General features: G+C 44.6%; 17 protein-coding genes. 16 read left to right on the top strand and 1 reads right to left on the bottom strand.

Annotated elements, in window-relative coordinates:
- Positions 1-49 precede the first annotated feature (49 nt).
- The 13 genes from EVJ30_RS11085 to EVJ30_RS11025 all read left to right on the top strand — a co-directional run bounded on the left by EVJ30_RS11085 (position 50) and on the right by EVJ30_RS11025 (position 15,474).
- On the top strand, positions 50-877 hold the full coding sequence (locus EVJ30_RS11085; protein WP_131456642.1) for a GNAT family N-acetyltransferase: 828 nt from the start codon (positions 50-52) through the stop codon (positions 875-877).
- Between the two features lie 22 nt (positions 878-899).
- The gene (locus tag EVJ30_RS11080) at positions 900-1,211 is read left to right on the top strand and encodes a hypothetical protein (RefSeq protein WP_370250884.1); all 312 of its coding nucleotides are present in this window, start codon (positions 900-902) and stop codon (positions 1,209-1,211) included.
- A gap of 260 nt (positions 1,212-1,471) precedes the next feature.
- Positions 1,472-1,873: an IS200/IS605 family transposase gene (gene tnpA, locus EVJ30_RS11075; RefSeq protein WP_131469119.1), complete on the top strand. Its 402-nt coding sequence runs from the start codon at positions 1,472-1,474 to the stop codon at positions 1,871-1,873.
- Between the two features lie 4 nt (positions 1,874-1,877).
- The gene (locus EVJ30_RS11070) at positions 1,878-2,954 is read left to right on the top strand and encodes an RNA-guided endonuclease InsQ/TnpB family protein (protein WP_131469117.1); all 1,077 of its coding nucleotides are present in this window, start codon (positions 1,878-1,880) and stop codon (positions 2,952-2,954) included.
- Positions 2,955-3,122: 168 nt separating this feature from the next.
- Entirely contained in the window at positions 3,123-4,412 is a 1,290-nt protein-coding gene (locus tag EVJ30_RS11065) for a methyl-accepting chemotaxis protein (protein ID WP_131469115.1), read from the top strand.
- Between the two features lie 124 nt (positions 4,413-4,536).
- Positions 4,537-7,134 carry a UvrD-helicase domain-containing protein gene (locus EVJ30_RS11060; RefSeq protein ID WP_131469113.1) on the top strand — a complete coding sequence of 866 codons (2,598 nt, stop codon included), beginning with the start codon at positions 4,537-4,539 and terminating at the stop codon, positions 7,132-7,134.
- A complete protein-coding gene (locus EVJ30_RS11055; protein ID WP_131469111.1) occupies positions 7,131-7,775 on the top strand; it encodes a hypothetical protein in 645 nt (214 codons plus the stop codon). The genes EVJ30_RS11060 and EVJ30_RS11055 overlap by 4 nt, the downstream gene beginning before the upstream one ends.
- Positions 7,776-8,044: 269 nt before the next feature.
- On the top strand, positions 8,045-8,887 hold the full coding sequence (locus EVJ30_RS11050; RefSeq protein ID WP_131469109.1) for a flagellin N-terminal helical domain-containing protein: 843 nt from the start codon (positions 8,045-8,047) through the stop codon (positions 8,885-8,887).
- 150 nt (positions 8,888-9,037) lie between these two features.
- Positions 9,038-12,505 (top strand): DUF7743 domain-containing protein, encoded by a 3,468-nt coding sequence (locus EVJ30_RS11045; RefSeq protein ID WP_131469107.1) that lies wholly within the window; start codon positions 9,038-9,040, stop codon positions 12,503-12,505.
- 184 nt (positions 12,506-12,689) lie between these two features.
- A complete protein-coding gene (locus EVJ30_RS11040) occupies positions 12,690-13,046 on the top strand; it encodes a flagellar protein FlaG (RefSeq protein ID WP_131469105.1) in 357 nt (118 codons plus the stop codon).
- Positions 13,047-13,058: 12 nt separating this feature from the next.
- Positions 13,059-14,735, top strand: coding sequence for a flagellar filament capping protein FliD (gene fliD / locus EVJ30_RS11035; protein ID WP_131469103.1), 1,677 nt, complete (start codon positions 13,059-13,061; stop codon positions 14,733-14,735).
- A 14-nt stretch (positions 14,736-14,749) separates the two neighbouring features.
- Entirely contained in the window at positions 14,750-15,124 is a 375-nt protein-coding gene (fliS, locus tag EVJ30_RS11030; protein WP_131469101.1) for a flagellar export chaperone FliS, read from the top strand.
- Positions 15,121-15,474 carry a flagellar protein FliT gene (locus EVJ30_RS11025; RefSeq protein WP_131469099.1) on the top strand — a complete coding sequence of 118 codons (354 nt, stop codon included), beginning with the start codon at positions 15,121-15,123 and terminating at the stop codon, positions 15,472-15,474. Before fliS ends, EVJ30_RS11025 begins: the two co-directional genes overlap by 4 nt.
- A gap of 34 nt (positions 15,475-15,508) precedes the next feature.
- On the opposite strand, the gene EVJ30_RS11020 is transcribed toward EVJ30_RS11025, so the two are convergent.
- Positions 15,509-15,892, bottom strand: a complete 384-nt coding sequence (locus tag EVJ30_RS11020) for a DUF3021 family protein (RefSeq protein ID WP_131469097.1) — start codon at positions 15,890-15,892, stop codon at positions 15,509-15,511.
- 158 nt (positions 15,893-16,050) lie between these two features.
- On the opposite strand from EVJ30_RS11020, the gene EVJ30_RS11015 reads away from it, so the two are divergent.
- Genes EVJ30_RS11015 through EVJ30_RS11010 form a run of 3 tightly spaced genes read left to right on the top strand, consistent with a single transcriptional unit; the run spans position 16,051 to position 17,030 of the window.
- On the top strand, positions 16,051-16,236 hold the full coding sequence (locus EVJ30_RS11015) for a hypothetical protein (RefSeq protein WP_016508670.1): 186 nt from the start codon (positions 16,051-16,053) through the stop codon (positions 16,234-16,236).
- Positions 16,237-16,392: a hypothetical protein gene (locus tag EVJ30_RS15180; RefSeq protein ID WP_161568838.1), complete on the top strand. Its 156-nt coding sequence runs from the start codon at positions 16,237-16,239 to the stop codon at positions 16,390-16,392.
- Positions 16,389-17,030, top strand: a complete 642-nt coding sequence (locus EVJ30_RS11010) for a DUF4352 domain-containing protein (RefSeq protein WP_131469095.1) — start codon at positions 16,389-16,391, stop codon at positions 17,028-17,030. The genes EVJ30_RS15180 and EVJ30_RS11010 overlap by 4 nt, the downstream gene beginning before the upstream one ends.
- Positions 17,031-17,285 lie beyond the last annotated feature (255 nt).

Here is a 17,285-nt window from a genome sequence, read left to right as displayed (position 1 = left end):
CTTCGGCGGGCTTTTTCGATTATGCTACAATACAGTTGAGGTGATTCGTATGAATTGGACAGTAGAAGAAGCAAGACAGGCAGAACAGGTTTTAGCGCTCGAAGGAGCGGTCAACGCGCATGACGCGATCGACGTGAAAATCGGTCACGTCGCGGTCGGACAGAACGACTACGCCGTCTATGACGGTGAGACGTTGATCGGTTATTTGATGTTGTTCCCGTATCTCCCGAACGAGTATGAGGTCAATGCGCTCGTCCATCCGGACTACCGCAAGCAAGGCGTCTTCACGGCGCTCCTAGATGCAGCGAAACGCGACGCGAAAGAGAACGGTTGCGAGGCGTTCACGTTCGTCATCGACCGCAAGTCGAAGTCGGGTAAGGCGGTCGTCGACCACCTTGGCGCGGCGTATCAGTTCTCGGAGTACAACCTCGTCTTGAAGAAAGCCGAGTTGTTCTTGAAACCGAACGAAGTGTCGCTCCGTGAGGCGACGGACGCTGACCGTCCCGTCATCATCGAGACGCTCAGTGAGGCGTTCGGTGACCCGGTCGACGTGACCGAGAACATCTACAGCCAAATCGACACGCCGGACCGCGTGACGTACATCGGTGAAGTTGAAGGGCGTCCCGTCGGTGTCATCCGCGCGCTGTTGTCAGGTGACGATGCCGCGAGCATCCACGCGTTCGGCGTGCGGGCGAGCGAACAAGGCCAAGGCTACGGCACGAAGATGCTGAAGCAGATGGTCCAACAGCTGTTCCGTATGGGCCGCACGAAGCTCGAACTCGATGTCGAGACCGAAAACAAGGCCGCACTCGAGATTTACAAGCGGGCCGGATTCGCTGAGAACGGCGGCTATGAGTTTTACTTACTAGAACTGTGAGGTGGAGACGATGGTTCGGAATTTGAAATGGTTAGGTGCCGCGTTTGAGGCGTTGCTCGGCATCCCGCTACTCGGTGGACTGTTCATCATCAGTATGGGTTATTCACCGCTCGGATTCATGCTCGTGTTTCACATCGTCGTGTTGATCCTGTCGGTATCGCGGCTGAACAAAGTCTCGTTCGGCCCGATCGTCGGGATTACGGCGTCGGTGCTCGGCTTCATCCCGTTCGTTGGCATGATGTTGCACTGGGTGGCGGCGATTGCTCTTGCGATCGATGCGCTCACGACGACCCGTGAACGGACACATGTGATAAAAGAAGACGACCGCTTTTAACGGACGCTCTCGAATTCGAGGGCGTTTTTTTCATTGACCAAAACTTCAAGTGAAAACGCTATACAAAAGCTTCCAAGTGGACGATATAGTAGGTGATGAATTACAGAATTTACGAACGAGAAAGCCCATCCCTTTAGTCGTGGGATGAAAGTGAGCTTGATTTCGGAGCCCTGATTGATGGGGCTTCAGAAATTAACCATTTTATGTCGACTTTTAGACAACAAATTGTATCGGTTCATGATAATTAATGATACAATTGAATCATGAACAACTACAGAAAAACTAAAACCACCACATCTATGATCCATTATCACTTCGTCTTTTGTCCGAGGTATCGTCGGAAACTGTTCGATGACGAGGTGTTCGAGAAACGCTTCAAGGAAATCGTTCGAGACGTCTGTGAAGAACTTGATATCCTGGTCATCGCGATCGAGTGCGACCGCGACAACACGCAGATGTTCTTGTCGGCGTTGCCGTCCATCAGCCCGTCGGACATCATGGCCCGAATCAAGGGCGTCACCTCGAAACGACTACGGGAGGAGTTCCCTTATCTCCAGCATCTCACGAGCTTATGGACGAGATCGTTCTTTGTCTCCACCGCTGAAAACGTGTCTAATGAGTTGATCCGACAATACATCGACCAACAGAAGACGAGGGGGTAAAACGATGTCCCAGACGTTGACCGTGAACATCAAGCTGCATCCGACCAAAGCGCAACAGGCCACCTTCGAGGCGATGTCGAGGACGTATATCGCGACCGTCAACCGGATCGTGTCCGACATGGTCGCGGCCCAGACGATGCTCGACCTGACAAGCAGGCATGTCGTGGCGGACCTGCCGAGCGCCGTGAAGAACCAGGCCATCCAGGATGCGAAGAGCGTGTTCAGGAAGGCGAAGAAGAAGGACTTCCGGGTCGTCCCGTTCCTGAAGAAGCCGTATTGCACCTGGAACAACCAGAACTACTCGTTCGACTTCGAGTCAATCGCGTTCCCAGTCATCATCGACGGGAAAGTGGCGAAGGCCGCAATCCAAGCGGACATGGTCGACCCAGACAACCGGAACGCCGAGCTCCTCGCGCACAAGCTCGGGACGCTCCGGATCACGATGAAATCGAACAAATGGATTGCCCAGATCGCCGTCACCATCGACACGATCGAGAAGACGGGCACGAGAGTGCTGGGCGTCGACCTCGGGCTGAAGGTGCCCGCCGTCGCCGTCGCGGAAGGGGGGAAGACCAAGTTCTTTGGCAATGGTCGACAGAACAAGTACGTGAAGCGCCAGTTCCGGACGAAACGGAAAGAATTAGGCCAGAAAAAGAAACCAAATGTGATCAAGAGTCTGAACAACAAAGAACAACGTTGGATGAAAGATAAAGATCACAAGGTCAGCCGCAAGATTGTCGACTTCGCAAAGGAAAACAAAACCTCTGTCATTCGCTTAGAAAAATTAGCGAACATCCGGCAGACGGCAAGAACAAGCCGTAAACACAACAAGAACCTGCACACCTGGTCGTTCTATCGCCTGGCCACGTTCATCATGTACAAAGCAAAGCTCGAAGGCATCAAGGTCGAGTACGTCGACCCGGCATACACCTCGCAGACATGTCCTTCTTGCGGCGAACGGAACAAGGCGAAAGACCGGACGTATACGTGTGCGTGCGGGTTCACAAAACATCGAGATGTGGTCGGTGCGATGAACATTCGATACGCATCTGTGGTGGATGGTCACAGTCCATCAGCCTGAGAACCTATAGGGTCTGTCTCAGGAGGGGTGATGGCACACCCTCATCTGAAGGCTTGAACAAAACAGAAATGGACTGCGTTCGCACAAGCATTTCAGAATCCCACTCACCCTTAAGGTGTGAGCTAGCGGCTTCAGCCGTGAGAGTGTCAAACAGAGGAGGAACTCATAGTGAACGTATTTAAAAACTTTACGACTCAACTGCTCGCCTGGATTTTGGTCACGTCCTTCATTACAGGCGGCGCGGTCGGGTTCATCACGCTTCAATTAACTGAGCTTGAACTAGCTAAGGGTCAGGTCATGCTCGTCGGGACGGCTGTGGCCTTGCTCATTTCAGTACTAGGTGGGGTCGTCATTTACTTGATCGCCCGTCGCCCGCTTAAAGCGATCGAGTTAGCGTCAGACAAGGCAGTCGAGGTCGGCAACGGCGACTTGACGGTCGTGTTCGCGAGTGAGACGACGAGCGACCGTTCGGAGATGGGGCGTCTGCTTCTGTCGATGGACAACATGGTCGAACACTTGCGGGAACAAGGGACGAACATGCGCTATACAGCGGACCAATTGACGGGTTCCGCGCAAGAGATTGCGGCAGCGGTCCAAGAAGGCAACACGGCCGGCGAAAGCATCCGCTCGGCGATGAACGCCTTGAACAAGATGCTCGAGGATAACGTCAACGCGACGTACAGCTCGATGGACCTGCTCGGTGCCGTCGCCCGGACGATGGAGAACATCCGTAAAGAGATGGGTTCGGCGCTCGAATCGGCGAGCGAGATGCAACAAGAAGCCGAGAGCGGGAAAGGTTTGGCCTCGTCGTCGGTCGATGCGATGCATGCGATCGCTGGGAAAGTCGAACAGTCGTCGACACTCAATAGTCAATTGACGGAGAAGACAGGTGAGATCTCGCGCATCACGGACGTCATCAGCGACATCTCGGCGCAGACGAACTTGCTCGCGCTTAACGCGTCGATCGAGGCGGCGCGGGCCGGTGAGCACGGACGCGGTTTCGCGGTCGTCGCGGCAGAAGTCAAAAAGCTCGCCGAACAGACGGCGAACTCGACGCAAGAGATCACAGATTTGATCGTCGACGTCAAACGTTTGGTCGGCGACACGTCGTCATCGATGGCGAACGTGAAAGCGGAAGTCGAGACGGGTGTCGGGCTCGTCGAGAAGGCAGGCGGTGCGTTCGCGACGATCCACAGTTCGGCGAACGAAGTGTACAGCCACGTCCATTCGGTCGATGCACTGTTGGATGAGTCACGCGGACAGATCGACTCGGTCGTCACGAACTCGGCCGGCATCGTCGGTATGGTCGAAGAGGCGTCACGCTACGCGACGGAAGTCACGTCGGCGGCGAGCCAACAGGCGGCGAGCCTCGGCGAAGTGAACGGTGCGATGACGGAGCTCGTCCGTGTTGCCGAGAGTTTGCAGAATGAGACTGAGCAAGTGAAAGTGGAAGTGTAAAAGCTATTTGAAGGTATAAAATCCTTAAAGGATTTTATACCTTCTTTTGGTTTTAATGTATTTTTTTGTAACATAATTAGTGATATGGTGAATACAGTGTTAATTAGACTGAGGGGTCAGTAATATGAAATTATTTATTGAAGAAAAATTTTATAAAACCGTTCCGATTGAAAAAAGAGAAGAAGTAAACAAACGAATCAGCTATTTGCTCGAATCGCTACATAAAGAAGATTTTAACTTTAACAAATTACCTGCAGGTCTTGATTTTAAAAAAGTCCAAGCACTAGACAAAGTTATTTACAAATTTAGAGTTAATAGTGGAGATCGCATCTTATGCGCTCGTTCTGAAGATTTATATTCACAATTTCATGAAGAAGACCAAAATTCTTTAGTTTTGTTGGAATATTGTACGCATGATACTCAAATTCGCGTGGCTAAAGCAAAAAATCTTTCTAATCAAGCACATTTAAATGTATCAGTTTTACCTGTTGAAATTTTAAAACCGAATCTTCCGAGTTACTTAGTAAATTATTCTTTGTCTACATCGCATTCATTTATTAAGAATTTTGAAATAGATTCAAAAGAATTGTTGGATATTTTTGGGGACGAAGCTGTATTTTACTGTTTAGATGAAAGACAGAAAGATATTGTGCAAAGTGAGCAAAAAACGCAATTCATTTTCGGATCTGCCGGGAGCGGAAAAACAACGCTTAGTATTTATCGGATTCTCCAATTATTAAATAGTATGGATGGAGAATCTACTAAAATTGCGCATTTTACTTATTCATCTAAACTGAAGCAGCAAACTGAAGCTCTATTTATGAAAATAGCAACTAAGATGTCGTTACTCAACGAACAAGAATTAAAAAAACGAGTCAATTTTTTTACGGTGGAAGAATACATTGAAAAAACACACAGCGATAAAACCAGAATTATTACATTTGAAATGTTTAAAGAATGGTACATCAAACAGAAGAACTTACCAAAATTAGATTTACCTGCCCTATGGAAAGAGCGAAGAGGGATTCTACAAGGTTCACTTGGGACAAGATGGCAATATGAATTAGAAATTCCAATCATTCAAGAAGGCTATGACCTATTAAAACAACTAGAGAATGAGTCATTAATCAGCTTTTCCGAGAAAGAAAAAACTTTTACGCTCCGTTCAGAATTTGTGAATATCCAAAAGAGATTGCAACATGAACCAATTTTTTTGAATAAATTTAAAGAACAAATGATTATTTCTCTGAATGCCAATCTAGTTGGCACACCATCACTGAATGCAGAAAAATATTTTCAATTAAAAAATCGTGACAGTATATTTACACTCGAGGAAAGAAAAAAAGCTATTACCATATTTGAAAAATTTGATATCTATACAACCCATTTAAATAAATCAGATTATTTTGAGGAAGGAGCATTAATTAGAGCGGTATTAGAGAGCAGCGTGGCGCCATTCAATTATATATTGATTGATGAAGTTCAAGACTTAACGGAACTTCAATTTTATTATTTGTTACAACAGATATACTCTACTGACAATTTATTTGTTTGTGGAGATTTGCATCAAACAATTAATCCCACTTACTTTAACGTAGGCCGAATACAAAGTCTTTATCGATTTGTCAGTGGGAACGATTTGATTGAAGATAAAATACTGGATCGTAATTATCGATCGAGCGAAAGTATTGTTAACTTTGCCAACGAACTTTCTCAATTTCGTAGAGAGTTATTTTCGACTAACCACGAGTGGGATTACATTGAAGTACCACAGCGTAGACCCACAAAACCTCCATATCTTTTTAAAGGGGAGGTGGATAATCTCTTTCAGCATATAAAAGATAAGGACTATGTATATGTCATTGTGGTTAATGAACAAAACAAAGAAAAATTATTGGTTCAATTTCCCGACTTGGAATCTCGTGTACTGACAGTATCTGAAGCAAAAGGGATTGAAAATAAACATGTAATCACTTATAACGTATTTTCAAGTTATGTAGAAGAATGGAGAAATATATTCTTAAAAAAAGATCATAAGCTCAAATTAAATACAGAACTTTATCGTTATTATTTTAATATTGTATATGTGGCAATTACGAGAGCGCGGGATGTTTTAGGGATGGTAGAGGAAAATCTGTCTCCTGATTTAGAAAGATGGCTATCTGAACATATGGAGATTATGACAGAATTTGATGAAGATGCACTTGATCTTGCCCAACAATCATCTTCAAGTGATTTATTAAAGAGTGCCATACAGTTGGAAACTAATGAAAACTATGCTCAAGCAATAGCGACGTATCGTTTAATTCAAAATACAGTACTGTCAGTGGAAGCGATTAGAGGAATAGTGCGTTGTAACATTAAGGAAGAATGCCAAAGAACAAAGGATTATCTAACATGTGGAAGAGCGCTAGTTACGCACGAAGAACATGAACAGGCTATACCTTATTTAAAGCGTGCCAAAGATGAATTATTTTTGCTGAAAGCAATACTAAGTATAGACCAAGAAAAGAATTTAACGCTAATCAATGAGGAGTTGCGCAGTCTCGTTGGAAATCCTCTAGTTTTTTTGAATGAGTTGGGCGAAACCGAATTGATTTCAAGGTATGCCAACTTAATGCTATTACCAACAGAAATGCGCTTCAACAAGTTGTTGGACACATCAAAAAAACTAGTCAGATCAAGTCGGGAAACCAGTAAAATAGTGAGGTTAAAAATATGAGTGCCACAACTGATAACAAAGCAATGGATGTATTATTAGAAAGATTCTTAGAGACTTCAGAACAGTCTAAAGTGCTTGAAAATACGATTGATAATTTTGCTCAAGTTATGAAGGATTTCCAAGAAACAGTCGTTTCAATTGATGAAACGATTGATATGAGGAGCCTTTCTGATTTGTCTAAAGATGCTCAGGCTAAATTTCAAGAAATAAAGAACTTTAATTCTGCTGAAGTTGTTCTACGTCTTGAAAATACGATTGAGCAACAGCTATCAAATCACATAAAACAGGTTCAAAAGACGATGCAAGCGAATAAAAAAACAGATATGACTACTTTGGAAAATAGAATCGAAAAAATATTAAGTGAAGGTAATCAAGCAAATTCTGAAGAACTTCGCGCACAGCAAGACAATCACTATGCAAATCTTCTACAACATTTCAATAATCTCAACACGTCGTCTTATAGCAGTTCATCGACTTCAAATTCTGAAGAAGTAACCAAGTTAAGACAATTGGTAAGTAGCCTCCATACAAAAGTTAGACGTTTAGAGGAGGATATGAATGAGAGAATGGATGTATTGGAACAATCTTATCAAGTGAAAATAGATTTATTGGAAAATGAAATTCGGTTATTACAAAAATGAGGACTTGAAGAATGGCGCAAATGGATTTTTAGTGAAGAAGATCGGCCCAGTGATGGGTCGTTTTTCTATTCAAATTGAAGAGCAGTAGTCAAAATGTGTAACTTTTTTTGAAAAAGACTAAACAGAATCGAGATGACTCCGATATAGAGTATGGAAACGCAAAAACGTTACCAACTAATACAAGGTGAGGGGCCGGCCTAAACCTTGTATGCTCGGACAAACGGATTTGGAAGAGCAGAAAAAACTTAAACCTATGGAGGGAAATTACAATGATTATTAACCACAACCTTAACTCGATGAACGCACACCGTAACATGTCATTCAACACAGCACAAACAGGCAAAGCAATGGAGAAATTGTCTTCAGGTCTTCGCATCAACCGTGCTGGTGACGATGCTGCTGGTCTTGCAATCTCTGAAAAAATGCGTGGACAAATTCGCGGTCTTGATATGGCTTCGAAAAACGCACAAGATGGTATCTCGATGATTCAAACAGCTGAAGGCGGGTTGAATGAAACTCACTCAATCCTTCAACGTATGCGTGAACTTGCTGTTCAAGCATCAAACGACACGAACGTTGCAGTAGACCGCGGAGCAATTGGCGATGAATTGACTGAACTTGGAAAAGAAATTACACGTATCAAAGACAACACAGAATTTAACGAACAGAATCTTTTAAATGGAACTGCGGGTAACGCAGGTACAGTTACTTTCCAGGTCGGTGCTAACACAGATCAGACGATGGCCGTAGATTTCACAACTGCCGGGATTGATTTGACTGATATCGAAACTGCTGTAGGGACTCTTGATGCTACAAGTGTAGCTGACACAGTAGCTGCTACTGCATTGATCGATACGATTTCGACTCAAATCGAAACAGTTTCAAAAGGACGTTCGCTTTTAGGTGCAACACAAAACCGTCTTGAGCACACTATCAACAACTTGAGCACTTCAGCTGAGAACCTTCAAGCTGCTGAATCACGTATCCGTGATGTAGATATGGCGAAAGAGATGATGAACTTTACAAAAAATAACATCCTCAACCAAGCTGCGCAAGCTATGATGTCGCAATCTAATCAGCAACCTCAAGCAGTGCTCCAACTCTTACGTTAATCTTCAAAGTTAACTATTAAGAAAAAAGTCACTATTTCTTTTTTAGAAATAGTGACTTTTTTCTTAATTTTTTTCATTACCATCCGATACTACTAATGGAATATAATTCTTTATTAAATTATAAAATTACAAATTAAGGAGTTTGATGTTATGAGTGGCCAAATTAAAAAAGTTTTATCCTTGTTATTAGTTTTTTTAATGATATTTTCGCCGATAGTTCAAGCAATGGATATAATTATCGAAGATCCAACACCAGATACCACACCTCCACTAATTAAGGAATTGATGCCATCAGTTGAAAAGGAGGTATCACCAACACAATCACAAACGTTTAGAATAAAAATAACTGATGATTTATCAGGAGTAAAAAGTGTTTATGTTTATTTCCAACATGAATCGGGAGCTTTAGTGTTAGTTCCCATTAAGACTTTAGCTGACGATTTATTTGAAGGCACATTCTCTGTTAATAAATACGGAAAATCTGGAGAATGGAAATTATATAGTGTAAATGTAACAGACAAAAAGGAAAATAATACTACGTATTATTCTATGGACACAGGCTATTCTCAAGTATTTGACTTTTCGTCAATTATTTACCTGGTTTCAGGAACTGAGGAGCAACCAACGAGTGAACCTCCAGTACTACAGTCTATGGCGATAAGTACATTTTCCGAGGATAATACCGCTTCTCCATTAGAGCCTGCTACTTTCACGGTGAAGGTTTCAGATGATAATTTAGATGATAGTAGCGTCAGTGTAAGAGTGAGGTCAAGTAGTGGAAGGACTTATTCTACAAGCTTAACGTACAACCCTACCACCCAAATTCATAGTGGTAAATTTCATGTGAGTCAATATGGGTCTCTCGGAGAGTGGGTAGTAGAGTCTATTACAATGTTTGATGGATTCAACAATATCACTGCCTACAATAGCAGATTAGGATTAAATCAAGAAAAAGAATTTACATTCGAAAATGATAGATTTAATGTAGTTGGAACAACGCCGGATTTTGTCTTACCTTCTTTGGACACTTTGGAAAGATCACTTATTCAGGTTTCTTCAAAAAAAGCAATATTTAGATTGGGAGCTACTTTTTCTGATAATCTTTCTGGGGTATCGTATGCATCTGTGGGCTATCTTCGCCCTAATAAGAGCCGATTTAGCGTGCCGTTTGTTAAAGGGATAGATGGGAAATACTTCGCCGAAATTCCAATTGACCAATATGACCAATTAGGAAAATGGGAACTTGAATATATTAGCGTAGGCGATAGAAATTCTAATTCCTCATCCATTTATAATTCTGCAATAGCGCCATATGCTCCTATTAGCAAAGATTTTAGCGCATATAGTTTTACCGTGAGAGGTCTAATAACTATTGAACCGGTAGTGCCATTTGGAATTGATACAAACTTCACAAAAATTGAGTTAGTACCAGGAGAGCGTAAGTCTCTTAAGACAAAACTTACATATTCTGACGGTAATTATAAGGATGTTAGTGCTACATCAACTGGAACGACATACTACTCTAACACTGAAAAGTTAAGAGTGGAAATGGATGGTACTATTGTTGCAAGTTCAGATATTATTCCTGGAGAATATTATATTGATGTAAAACACGGGGCTTTTTATAAGCAAATCAAAGTTTTAATACCAGGAGAGTTTTCTAAAAACAATCGACTAATAGTCTCTCCATCAAATCTATCACTTCCGAAAGGTTCAGCACACCGTTTAAGTATTTCAGCTGAAATTGATGGTAATCTTTACGATATTAGTGGGGCGGGTAATGGAGTAACATATGTAAATGAATATCCCCAGTTGGTTTCTGTAGACTCTAATGGATTAGTAAAGAATTTAACAGATGCAATTTTAACAACAAAATTAGAAGTACACTATAAAGATTTGAAAACTACAGTTGAAATAAAACTAGACGGGCCGCCAAAAATAGAGGAAATCATTAGTTCTCCTTCAGAAATTGAATTATATAGAGGCACCAATATTCAAATTAATAGTAGAGCGTTATTTTCAGATGGATCTTCAGAAAATATTACTAATTCTTTAAATACTACTTACACCAGTTCAATAGCGAGTAGAGTTGCAGTTGATGAAAATGGATTGATTAAGGTACCTTTAGATGCTTCCTATGGTTACTCTACAATTACAGTGAAAAATGGCGCAAACTTTTCGAAAGTTTTAGTCAAAGTAATAGAGGATTTAAGCAATGTAATGTTTGGGATTGAAGCAGTAGGTCCAGATTCTATAATGTATCATGAAGATACATATCAGCTCGAGGTAATGGGAACTTACCCAACGTATCAGAAAAACATCACATCGAGTAAGGAAGGGACGACATACGTAAGTTCCGTACCGAGCCGAGTGAGCGTGGACGCCGAGGGGCTGTTGACAATACCTGCAGGAGCGACGTATGGAGATGCGACAATCACGGTGAAGAACGGGACGTTCGTCCAAAAGCTGGCGGTGACGGTCGCGGAAGACACGAGCAAGGTGCTCGGTGGGATCGAAGTGACGGGACCAGGGACGTCGCTTGAACGAGGTGCGACGCACCAGCTCGAAGTGACGGGTGCATACCCGGCAGGGCAGAAAGACATCACATCGAGCACAGAGGGGACGACATACGTGAGCACCGTGCCGAGCCGCGTGAGCGTGGACGCCGAGGGGCTTTTGACGGTCCCGGTGGGAGCGGTGTACGGAGATGCGACGATCACGGTGAAGAACGGGACGTTCGTCCAAAAGCTGACGGTGACGGTCGCGGAAGACACGAGCAAGGTGCTCGGTGGGATCGAAGTGACGGGACCAGGGACGTCGCTTGAACGAGGTGCGACGCACCAGCTCGAAGTGACGGGTGCATACCCGGCAGGGCAGAAAGACATCACATCGAGCACAGAGGGGACGACATACGTGAGCACCGTGCCGAGCCGCGTGAGCGTGGACGCCGAGGGGCTTTTGACGGTCCCGGTGGGAGCGGTGTACGGAGATGCGACGATCACGGTGAAGAACGGGACGTTCGTCCAAAAGCTGACGGTGACGGTCGCGGAAGACACGAGCAAGGTGCTCGGTGGAATCGAAGTGACGGGACCAGGGACGTCGCTTGAACGAGGTGCGACGCACCAGCTCGAAGTGACGGGCACGTACCCGACGGGCCAAAAAGACATCACATCGAGTGCGGAGGGGACGACATACGTGAGCTCTGTGCCGAGCCGTGTGAGCGTGGACGCCGAGGGGCTGTTGACGGTCCCGATGGGAGCGTCGTACGGAACAGCAATCATTACCGTGAAAAATGGGGTTATGAGCTACAAAATTACTGTGACTGTTTCAGAGAACCCTTACAATGTATTGCAAGAATTATTGGTAACTGATTTTGCGATTTATCTTAGAAGAGGAGAAACTTATTCCCTCTCTGTAGAAGGTGTCTACTTATTAAGAACTGAAGATTTAACTTTAGGATCAACTGGTACCACTTATTTAAGCTCGGTTCCTAATAGAGTAATAGTAAATACCAACGGTATTTTATCGGTTCCGTCTAGTGCAAGTATTGGATCATCTGTTATCACCGTCAAAAATGGGAAAAAGTACGTAAAGAAAACTATCCAAATTATCAATTGAAACCAAGAAACCTAATTGTATAGTTCAAAAAATGGAAGCAATCATGAAACGATTGTTTCCATTTTTTAAGCTTGTTTTGAAAAACTTTGACTTGTACATGCTACAAAAAGACTTGATCAATAAGTTAAGAGTTTTGTAGTTAATGCCGATACTAGTAATGAATATAGTAAAGGGGAGTATTTAAATGAGCTCTACGATTTCGGAAATTCGCCTTCATTTGCCATCTTCAGTGCTACCGTATGAACAAACAAAAAACATGTTCACTGAGGGTTCTCAAAAACGTTTAGCTGATGAGGGGATTGTAGTTTTGCCAACTCCTCAGCATGTTACAAAACTAGAAACAGCCATTGAGAAAGCTAACCAATCATTAGATTTGCAACGAACTGGATTAAAGTTCGTTAAACACGAGAAGTTAAATGATTACTACATTCAAATTGTAGATACTAATAACGAAGTGATTAGAGAAATTCCCAGTAAAAAATCGCTCGATTTTTTTGCAGCTTTTCTGGAATTCAATCGATTGTTCGATGAACGCGTTTAAAGGAGGAAAACTATGACATCACCCATCCGGTTTGGCGGACTCGCCAGTGGAATCGATACGGATACAATTATTAAGCAATTAATGCAAGTCGAACGGGCACCGGTCGACAAACTCGAACAAAAAAAGCAAGCGACTGAATGGAAACGCGATGCATACCGTGAAATTAACCGATCGCTCATGACACTCCGTAATAGTGCGGTCGATCTCATGTTCAGCCGTAACTTCTATGCGAAGACGTCTAGCTCATCTGACGAATCACGCGTCTCAGTCGTAGCAGGGCCGTCAAGCGGGAACACAGCGATTCGAATTGAATCAGTAAGCCAGCTTGCGACCGCGGCTACTCAAGTCGTGGAACCTGTTGATAAAAACGGAGTTAAGGTAACGAAGGCAACAAAAGTGGCAGACATGAATTTACAATCTGCGATACAAGAAATTAAATTAAGTACGGCTACAAAAGAATGGACGCTCTCCCCGAAACCGAGAACGGGAGAAGCCGTTGCGTTAAAAGATGCGACGAACAATCCAATTGACGTGAATAGTTACACTTACGATGAGGCGACCGGGAAAGTTACGATGAACGACGGATCGGATGTCCCTACAGGTACGACAGCCACCTATACATCTGGCTACCAAATCCAAATCCGCTCTGTCGAGGGTGGAGACTTCAAAACAATCAAAGTGGCAGAAGACGCAACGATGGAAAACTTGGTCACTGCCTTAAACGGAAAAGACTCTGGGATTTCTGCTTTCTTCGAACCGATTTCTGGAAAGCTATCACTCACTCAAAAACAGACTGGCGAAAAATCAATCATTGAATTTGATGCCACAACAAAAGCTGCTTTTAAGATAGATCCGGTAGCTCTTCCGCAAACAGGTGGAGACGCTAGCTTTGTGGTCAACGGAATTCCGATGACACAAAGTTCGAATACAGTCACGATTGATAATATGACCGTTACGCTAAAGTCATCTTTTGCGGCCGGTAATCCGGTCACATTGTCTGCTGCCACCGACACGCAAAAAATCTTTGAAAATATCAAAGGCTTCGTCGACAAATATAACGAGACGATTGATCTGATGAATAAGAAAGTCAAAGAAGATCGCTTCCGTTCATTCACACCGCTCACACAAGCCCAACGCGATGAATTATCTGATGATGAAATCAAGAAATGGGAAGAAAAAGCGATGAGTGGTATGCTGCGTGGCGATACGATCGTTCGCAGTGCGATGGATGCGTTGCGAGGTAAATGGTCAAGCACGACTGCTTCGACAAACGATATCGAAATGAAACAACTGTTCCAAATTGGTCTTTCGACCGGTGCTGACTTCACAAACGGCGGGAAAATCGAGCTGAATGAAGAAAAGCTCAAGGCCGCCATCGAGAAAGACCCTGAGCAGGTATATCAATTATTCACAAACACTGAAAACGGGTTACTTTTAAAAATTCGTGATGCCGCTACCGGTTCACGTTCTTCCATTACACGTATCGCTGGAGCCGATGGTTCCGGAGCCCCTACCTACTCGATGGGTCGTGAAATGACAGAAATAGATACTCGAATTAGACGATTAAATGATTTATTAGTTGGTAAAGAGAACGCATACTACCGTCGCTTTACAGCAATGGAGACGGCGATGAACCAGGCAAACTCGCAAGCAGCATCACTGCAACAGTTCTTAGGCGGAGGCATGTAAGAGGAGGAATTTAAATGGTAGCCAACCCATATGCAGCATATCAAAACAGTGCGGTAACGACCGCGAATTCACAGGAACTCACGCTCATGCTGTATGACGGGGCGCTCAAGTTCACGCGTCTCGCCAAACTCGCGCTCGAGCAAGGTAATCCTGACTTGAAGAACACGAATATCCAAAAGACGCAAGCGATCTTCCAAGAGCTTCGTCTAACTTTAAATAAAGATATCGCCATCTCGGCGAACTTGGACTCGCTCTACGAGTACTTATGGCGCCGTCTCGTCGATGCGAACGTCAAGAACGACACGATGATCCTCGACGAGGTGCTCGACTTCACGACTGAACTCCGCGATACGTGGAAGGAAGCGATGAAACTCGCGAAACAAGAATGAGGCCGATCGATGAGATCATTCTCAAAACGCAACGGCTGAAAGATCTGCTCGCGCAAGTGCCGGAAGAGCCGACGTACGACACGTGGATGGATCAGATACATGAACTGCTCGACGACCGCGAACAGCTGCTGTCGGCGCATGGTCCCGACTTAGCAGCGGCCGATCAGACGGTCATCCGTCAGCTCGTCGACGACAGTCAAAAGATCGCCCGGCTAATCGAGGCCGAGCATCAACGGCTCGGGATGACGCTCGGGACGACGCGTCAAGAGCGGAAGACGGTCAAGTCGTACGTCGACCCGTACGAGGACGTCGACTCGAACTTTTCTGGACTATTCGACCAGCAGACATAAACGAGCTTGGGGATGCCCCAGGCTCGTTTTGTGTTCAGTCTATTTTGACTGGCTTTCGGTACCTTAGTAATTTTGAGATGAAGAACGTGGTGGTAAATAAGATGAACCCTGTCAAATTGAACTGTATGTAGACGTGAAGTAAGTCTTGAAGTGAGTTTAACGGATAGAAGCCGCTCAACAAGGTAGTCGGTAATACGGTCACATGCATCGCACCATAATGGGCGAGAATCTGTTTCGAGAAGCGCCAATCTTGGATTTGGTAGATGACACTCGTCAGTCCGAGGAAAAAGGCGATGACTCCATAAAACAGAAAACTGCGAGCCGCACTGTCATCACCATTCAAGTTCTGCCATAGTGCAAGGATGAGAAAGCCCGCAAACAGTCCACTTCCTCGAATCAGTCCTGTTTTGAATAACATACGTCCAGCCCCTTCGTTTTATTGTTTCTCTTTATACGGAAAAAGTCGCATAAACGTTTCAACGAATGACGAGGATGCGTCCATGTCTGTTTTGTTGTAATATCGGGTAAATACCACTATACCCGTTGCTTCTGTTCTGGAAAGAGGAGGGAAACGAGATGAGTGAGAAAAAGGTAAAACCTAAGTCATCGAAAGATCGTCGTTACTTCGTCTACGGTCCAGAAGGGGCGTACGATGAATACGTGGAACGGGACCCGAAACTCGAAGCGTACGTCGAAGACGACGCGCCGATCGAGGAGAATCCTGACCCGTATGAAGAGGAAGACTTAAAAGCCAGAGGATAGATGTCAAGACCGAACAAGGCTCAATCGCGAGCCTTGTTTTTTATTGTGATGGGGTATGAACCTGTTACTTTTTATTGCCCCGGTCAGGTGGATGAATCCGTTATGCTCGTTGTATCAACCACAACTCGTCAATTGAAAAGGAGAGATTTTGAATGAACATGAAACGATACGGATTCCTATTTGCCTTGCCACTCGCGCTACTCGTCGGCTGCGGAGAGGCGGATGAATTGAAAACGACGGCAACCGATACAGAAGAAGTCGCGGTAGCAGAAGAAGCGAAAGAATCCGCTGCACAACAAGAAGTGGAAACGAAAGATGAGGCTGAAGTGCAAGACAGTGAGCTCGGGACGAACACGATCTACATGAAGAACAAAGCGCTCGACATTCAAGAGACGATCGCTTCCCTGACGTTTACCATCGATAAAGTGCAGACATCACGGCTCCAAGTCGCAGAAGCGTATCGTGATTCGTTCGACGGCCAAGACGAAGTGACGGTCGTCGCCGTCAACGCCATCGTTGAAAACACGGTCGACGATACAGTCAGTTTCCATCCGAACCAAGCGACGCTCGTCACGAACACAGGGGAGCAAGTGACGGCCGACATGTGGTTCTCGGATGACGTCGGTGGCGAGTTCCTCGGCAAAGTGAAGAAAGAAGGGAACGTGCTCTTCTTCGTCAAGGCGCTGCCGGAAGAGTTGACCGAATTGAAACTTGTCGTCGATGGACCGTTCGATGCGGACTATGCGCAACTTGCAGAGGACCGTTATGAATACACGATTGATGTGACGAAATGAGCATGGCGTGCCGAGCATTGACTCGGTACGCTTTTCGCATTCATAAAATGATTGCGTTCACGGGAATGGCCGTGAGTAAGATGTGGACCGCTTTTATAAAGAAGTGTATCGGCTGTCTGCTTCCCTATTGTAATCAACGCTGTTAAAATCCCTTATATCAACGTATTAAAAATCCCTCAAATTAACGGATAATGATTCTGACAACCTGAAAATGGAGTGTGAGACATGATCCGAAGTGAGGGATTTTTTATGATT

The organism is Exiguobacterium sp. SH5S13, from assembly GCF_004337085.1.
Lineage (GTDB): Bacteria > Bacillota > Bacilli > Exiguobacteriales > Exiguobacteriaceae > Exiguobacterium > Exiguobacterium aurantiacum_A.
This window is presented reverse-complemented; position numbering and strand designations above follow the sequence as displayed.

Coding starts and splice junctions, on each gene's coding strand:
- EVJ30_RS11060 (WP_131469113.1), top strand. CDS start 4,537: ATGAAATTATTTATTGAAGAAAAATTTTATAAAACCGTTCCGATTGAA.
- EVJ30_RS11050 (WP_131469109.1), top strand. CDS start 8,045: ATGATTATTAACCACAACCTTAACTCGATGAACGCACACCGTAACATG.
- EVJ30_RS11015 (WP_016508670.1), top strand. CDS start 16,051: ATGAGTGAGAAAAAGGTAAAACCTAAGTCATCGAAAGATCGTCGTTAC.
- EVJ30_RS11085 (WP_131456642.1), top strand. CDS start 50: ATGAATTGGACAGTAGAAGAAGCAAGACAGGCAGAACAGGTTTTAGCG.
- EVJ30_RS11010 (WP_131469095.1), top strand. CDS start 16,389: ATGAACATGAAACGATACGGATTCCTATTTGCCTTGCCACTCGCGCTA.
- EVJ30_RS11025 (WP_131469099.1), top strand. CDS start 15,121: ATGAGGCCGATCGATGAGATCATTCTCAAAACGCAACGGCTGAAAGAT.
- EVJ30_RS11045 (WP_131469107.1), top strand. CDS start 9,038: ATGAGTGGCCAAATTAAAAAAGTTTTATCCTTGTTATTAGTTTTTTTA.
- EVJ30_RS11020 (WP_131469097.1), bottom strand. CDS start 15,892: ATGTTATTCAAAACAGGACTGATTCGAGGAAGTGGACTGTTTGCGGGC.
- EVJ30_RS15180 (WP_161568838.1), top strand. CDS start 16,237: ATGTCAAGACCGAACAAGGCTCAATCGCGAGCCTTGTTTTTTATTGTG.
- EVJ30_RS11040 (WP_131469105.1), top strand. CDS start 12,690: ATGAGCTCTACGATTTCGGAAATTCGCCTTCATTTGCCATCTTCAGTG.
- EVJ30_RS11070 (WP_131469117.1), top strand. CDS start 1,878: ATGTCCCAGACGTTGACCGTGAACATCAAGCTGCATCCGACCAAAGCG.
- EVJ30_RS11055 (WP_131469111.1), top strand. CDS start 7,131: ATGAGTGCCACAACTGATAACAAAGCAATGGATGTATTATTAGAAAGA.
- fliD (WP_131469103.1), top strand. CDS start 13,059: ATGACATCACCCATCCGGTTTGGCGGACTCGCCAGTGGAATCGATACG.
- fliS (WP_131469101.1), top strand. CDS start 14,750: ATGGTAGCCAACCCATATGCAGCATATCAAAACAGTGCGGTAACGACC.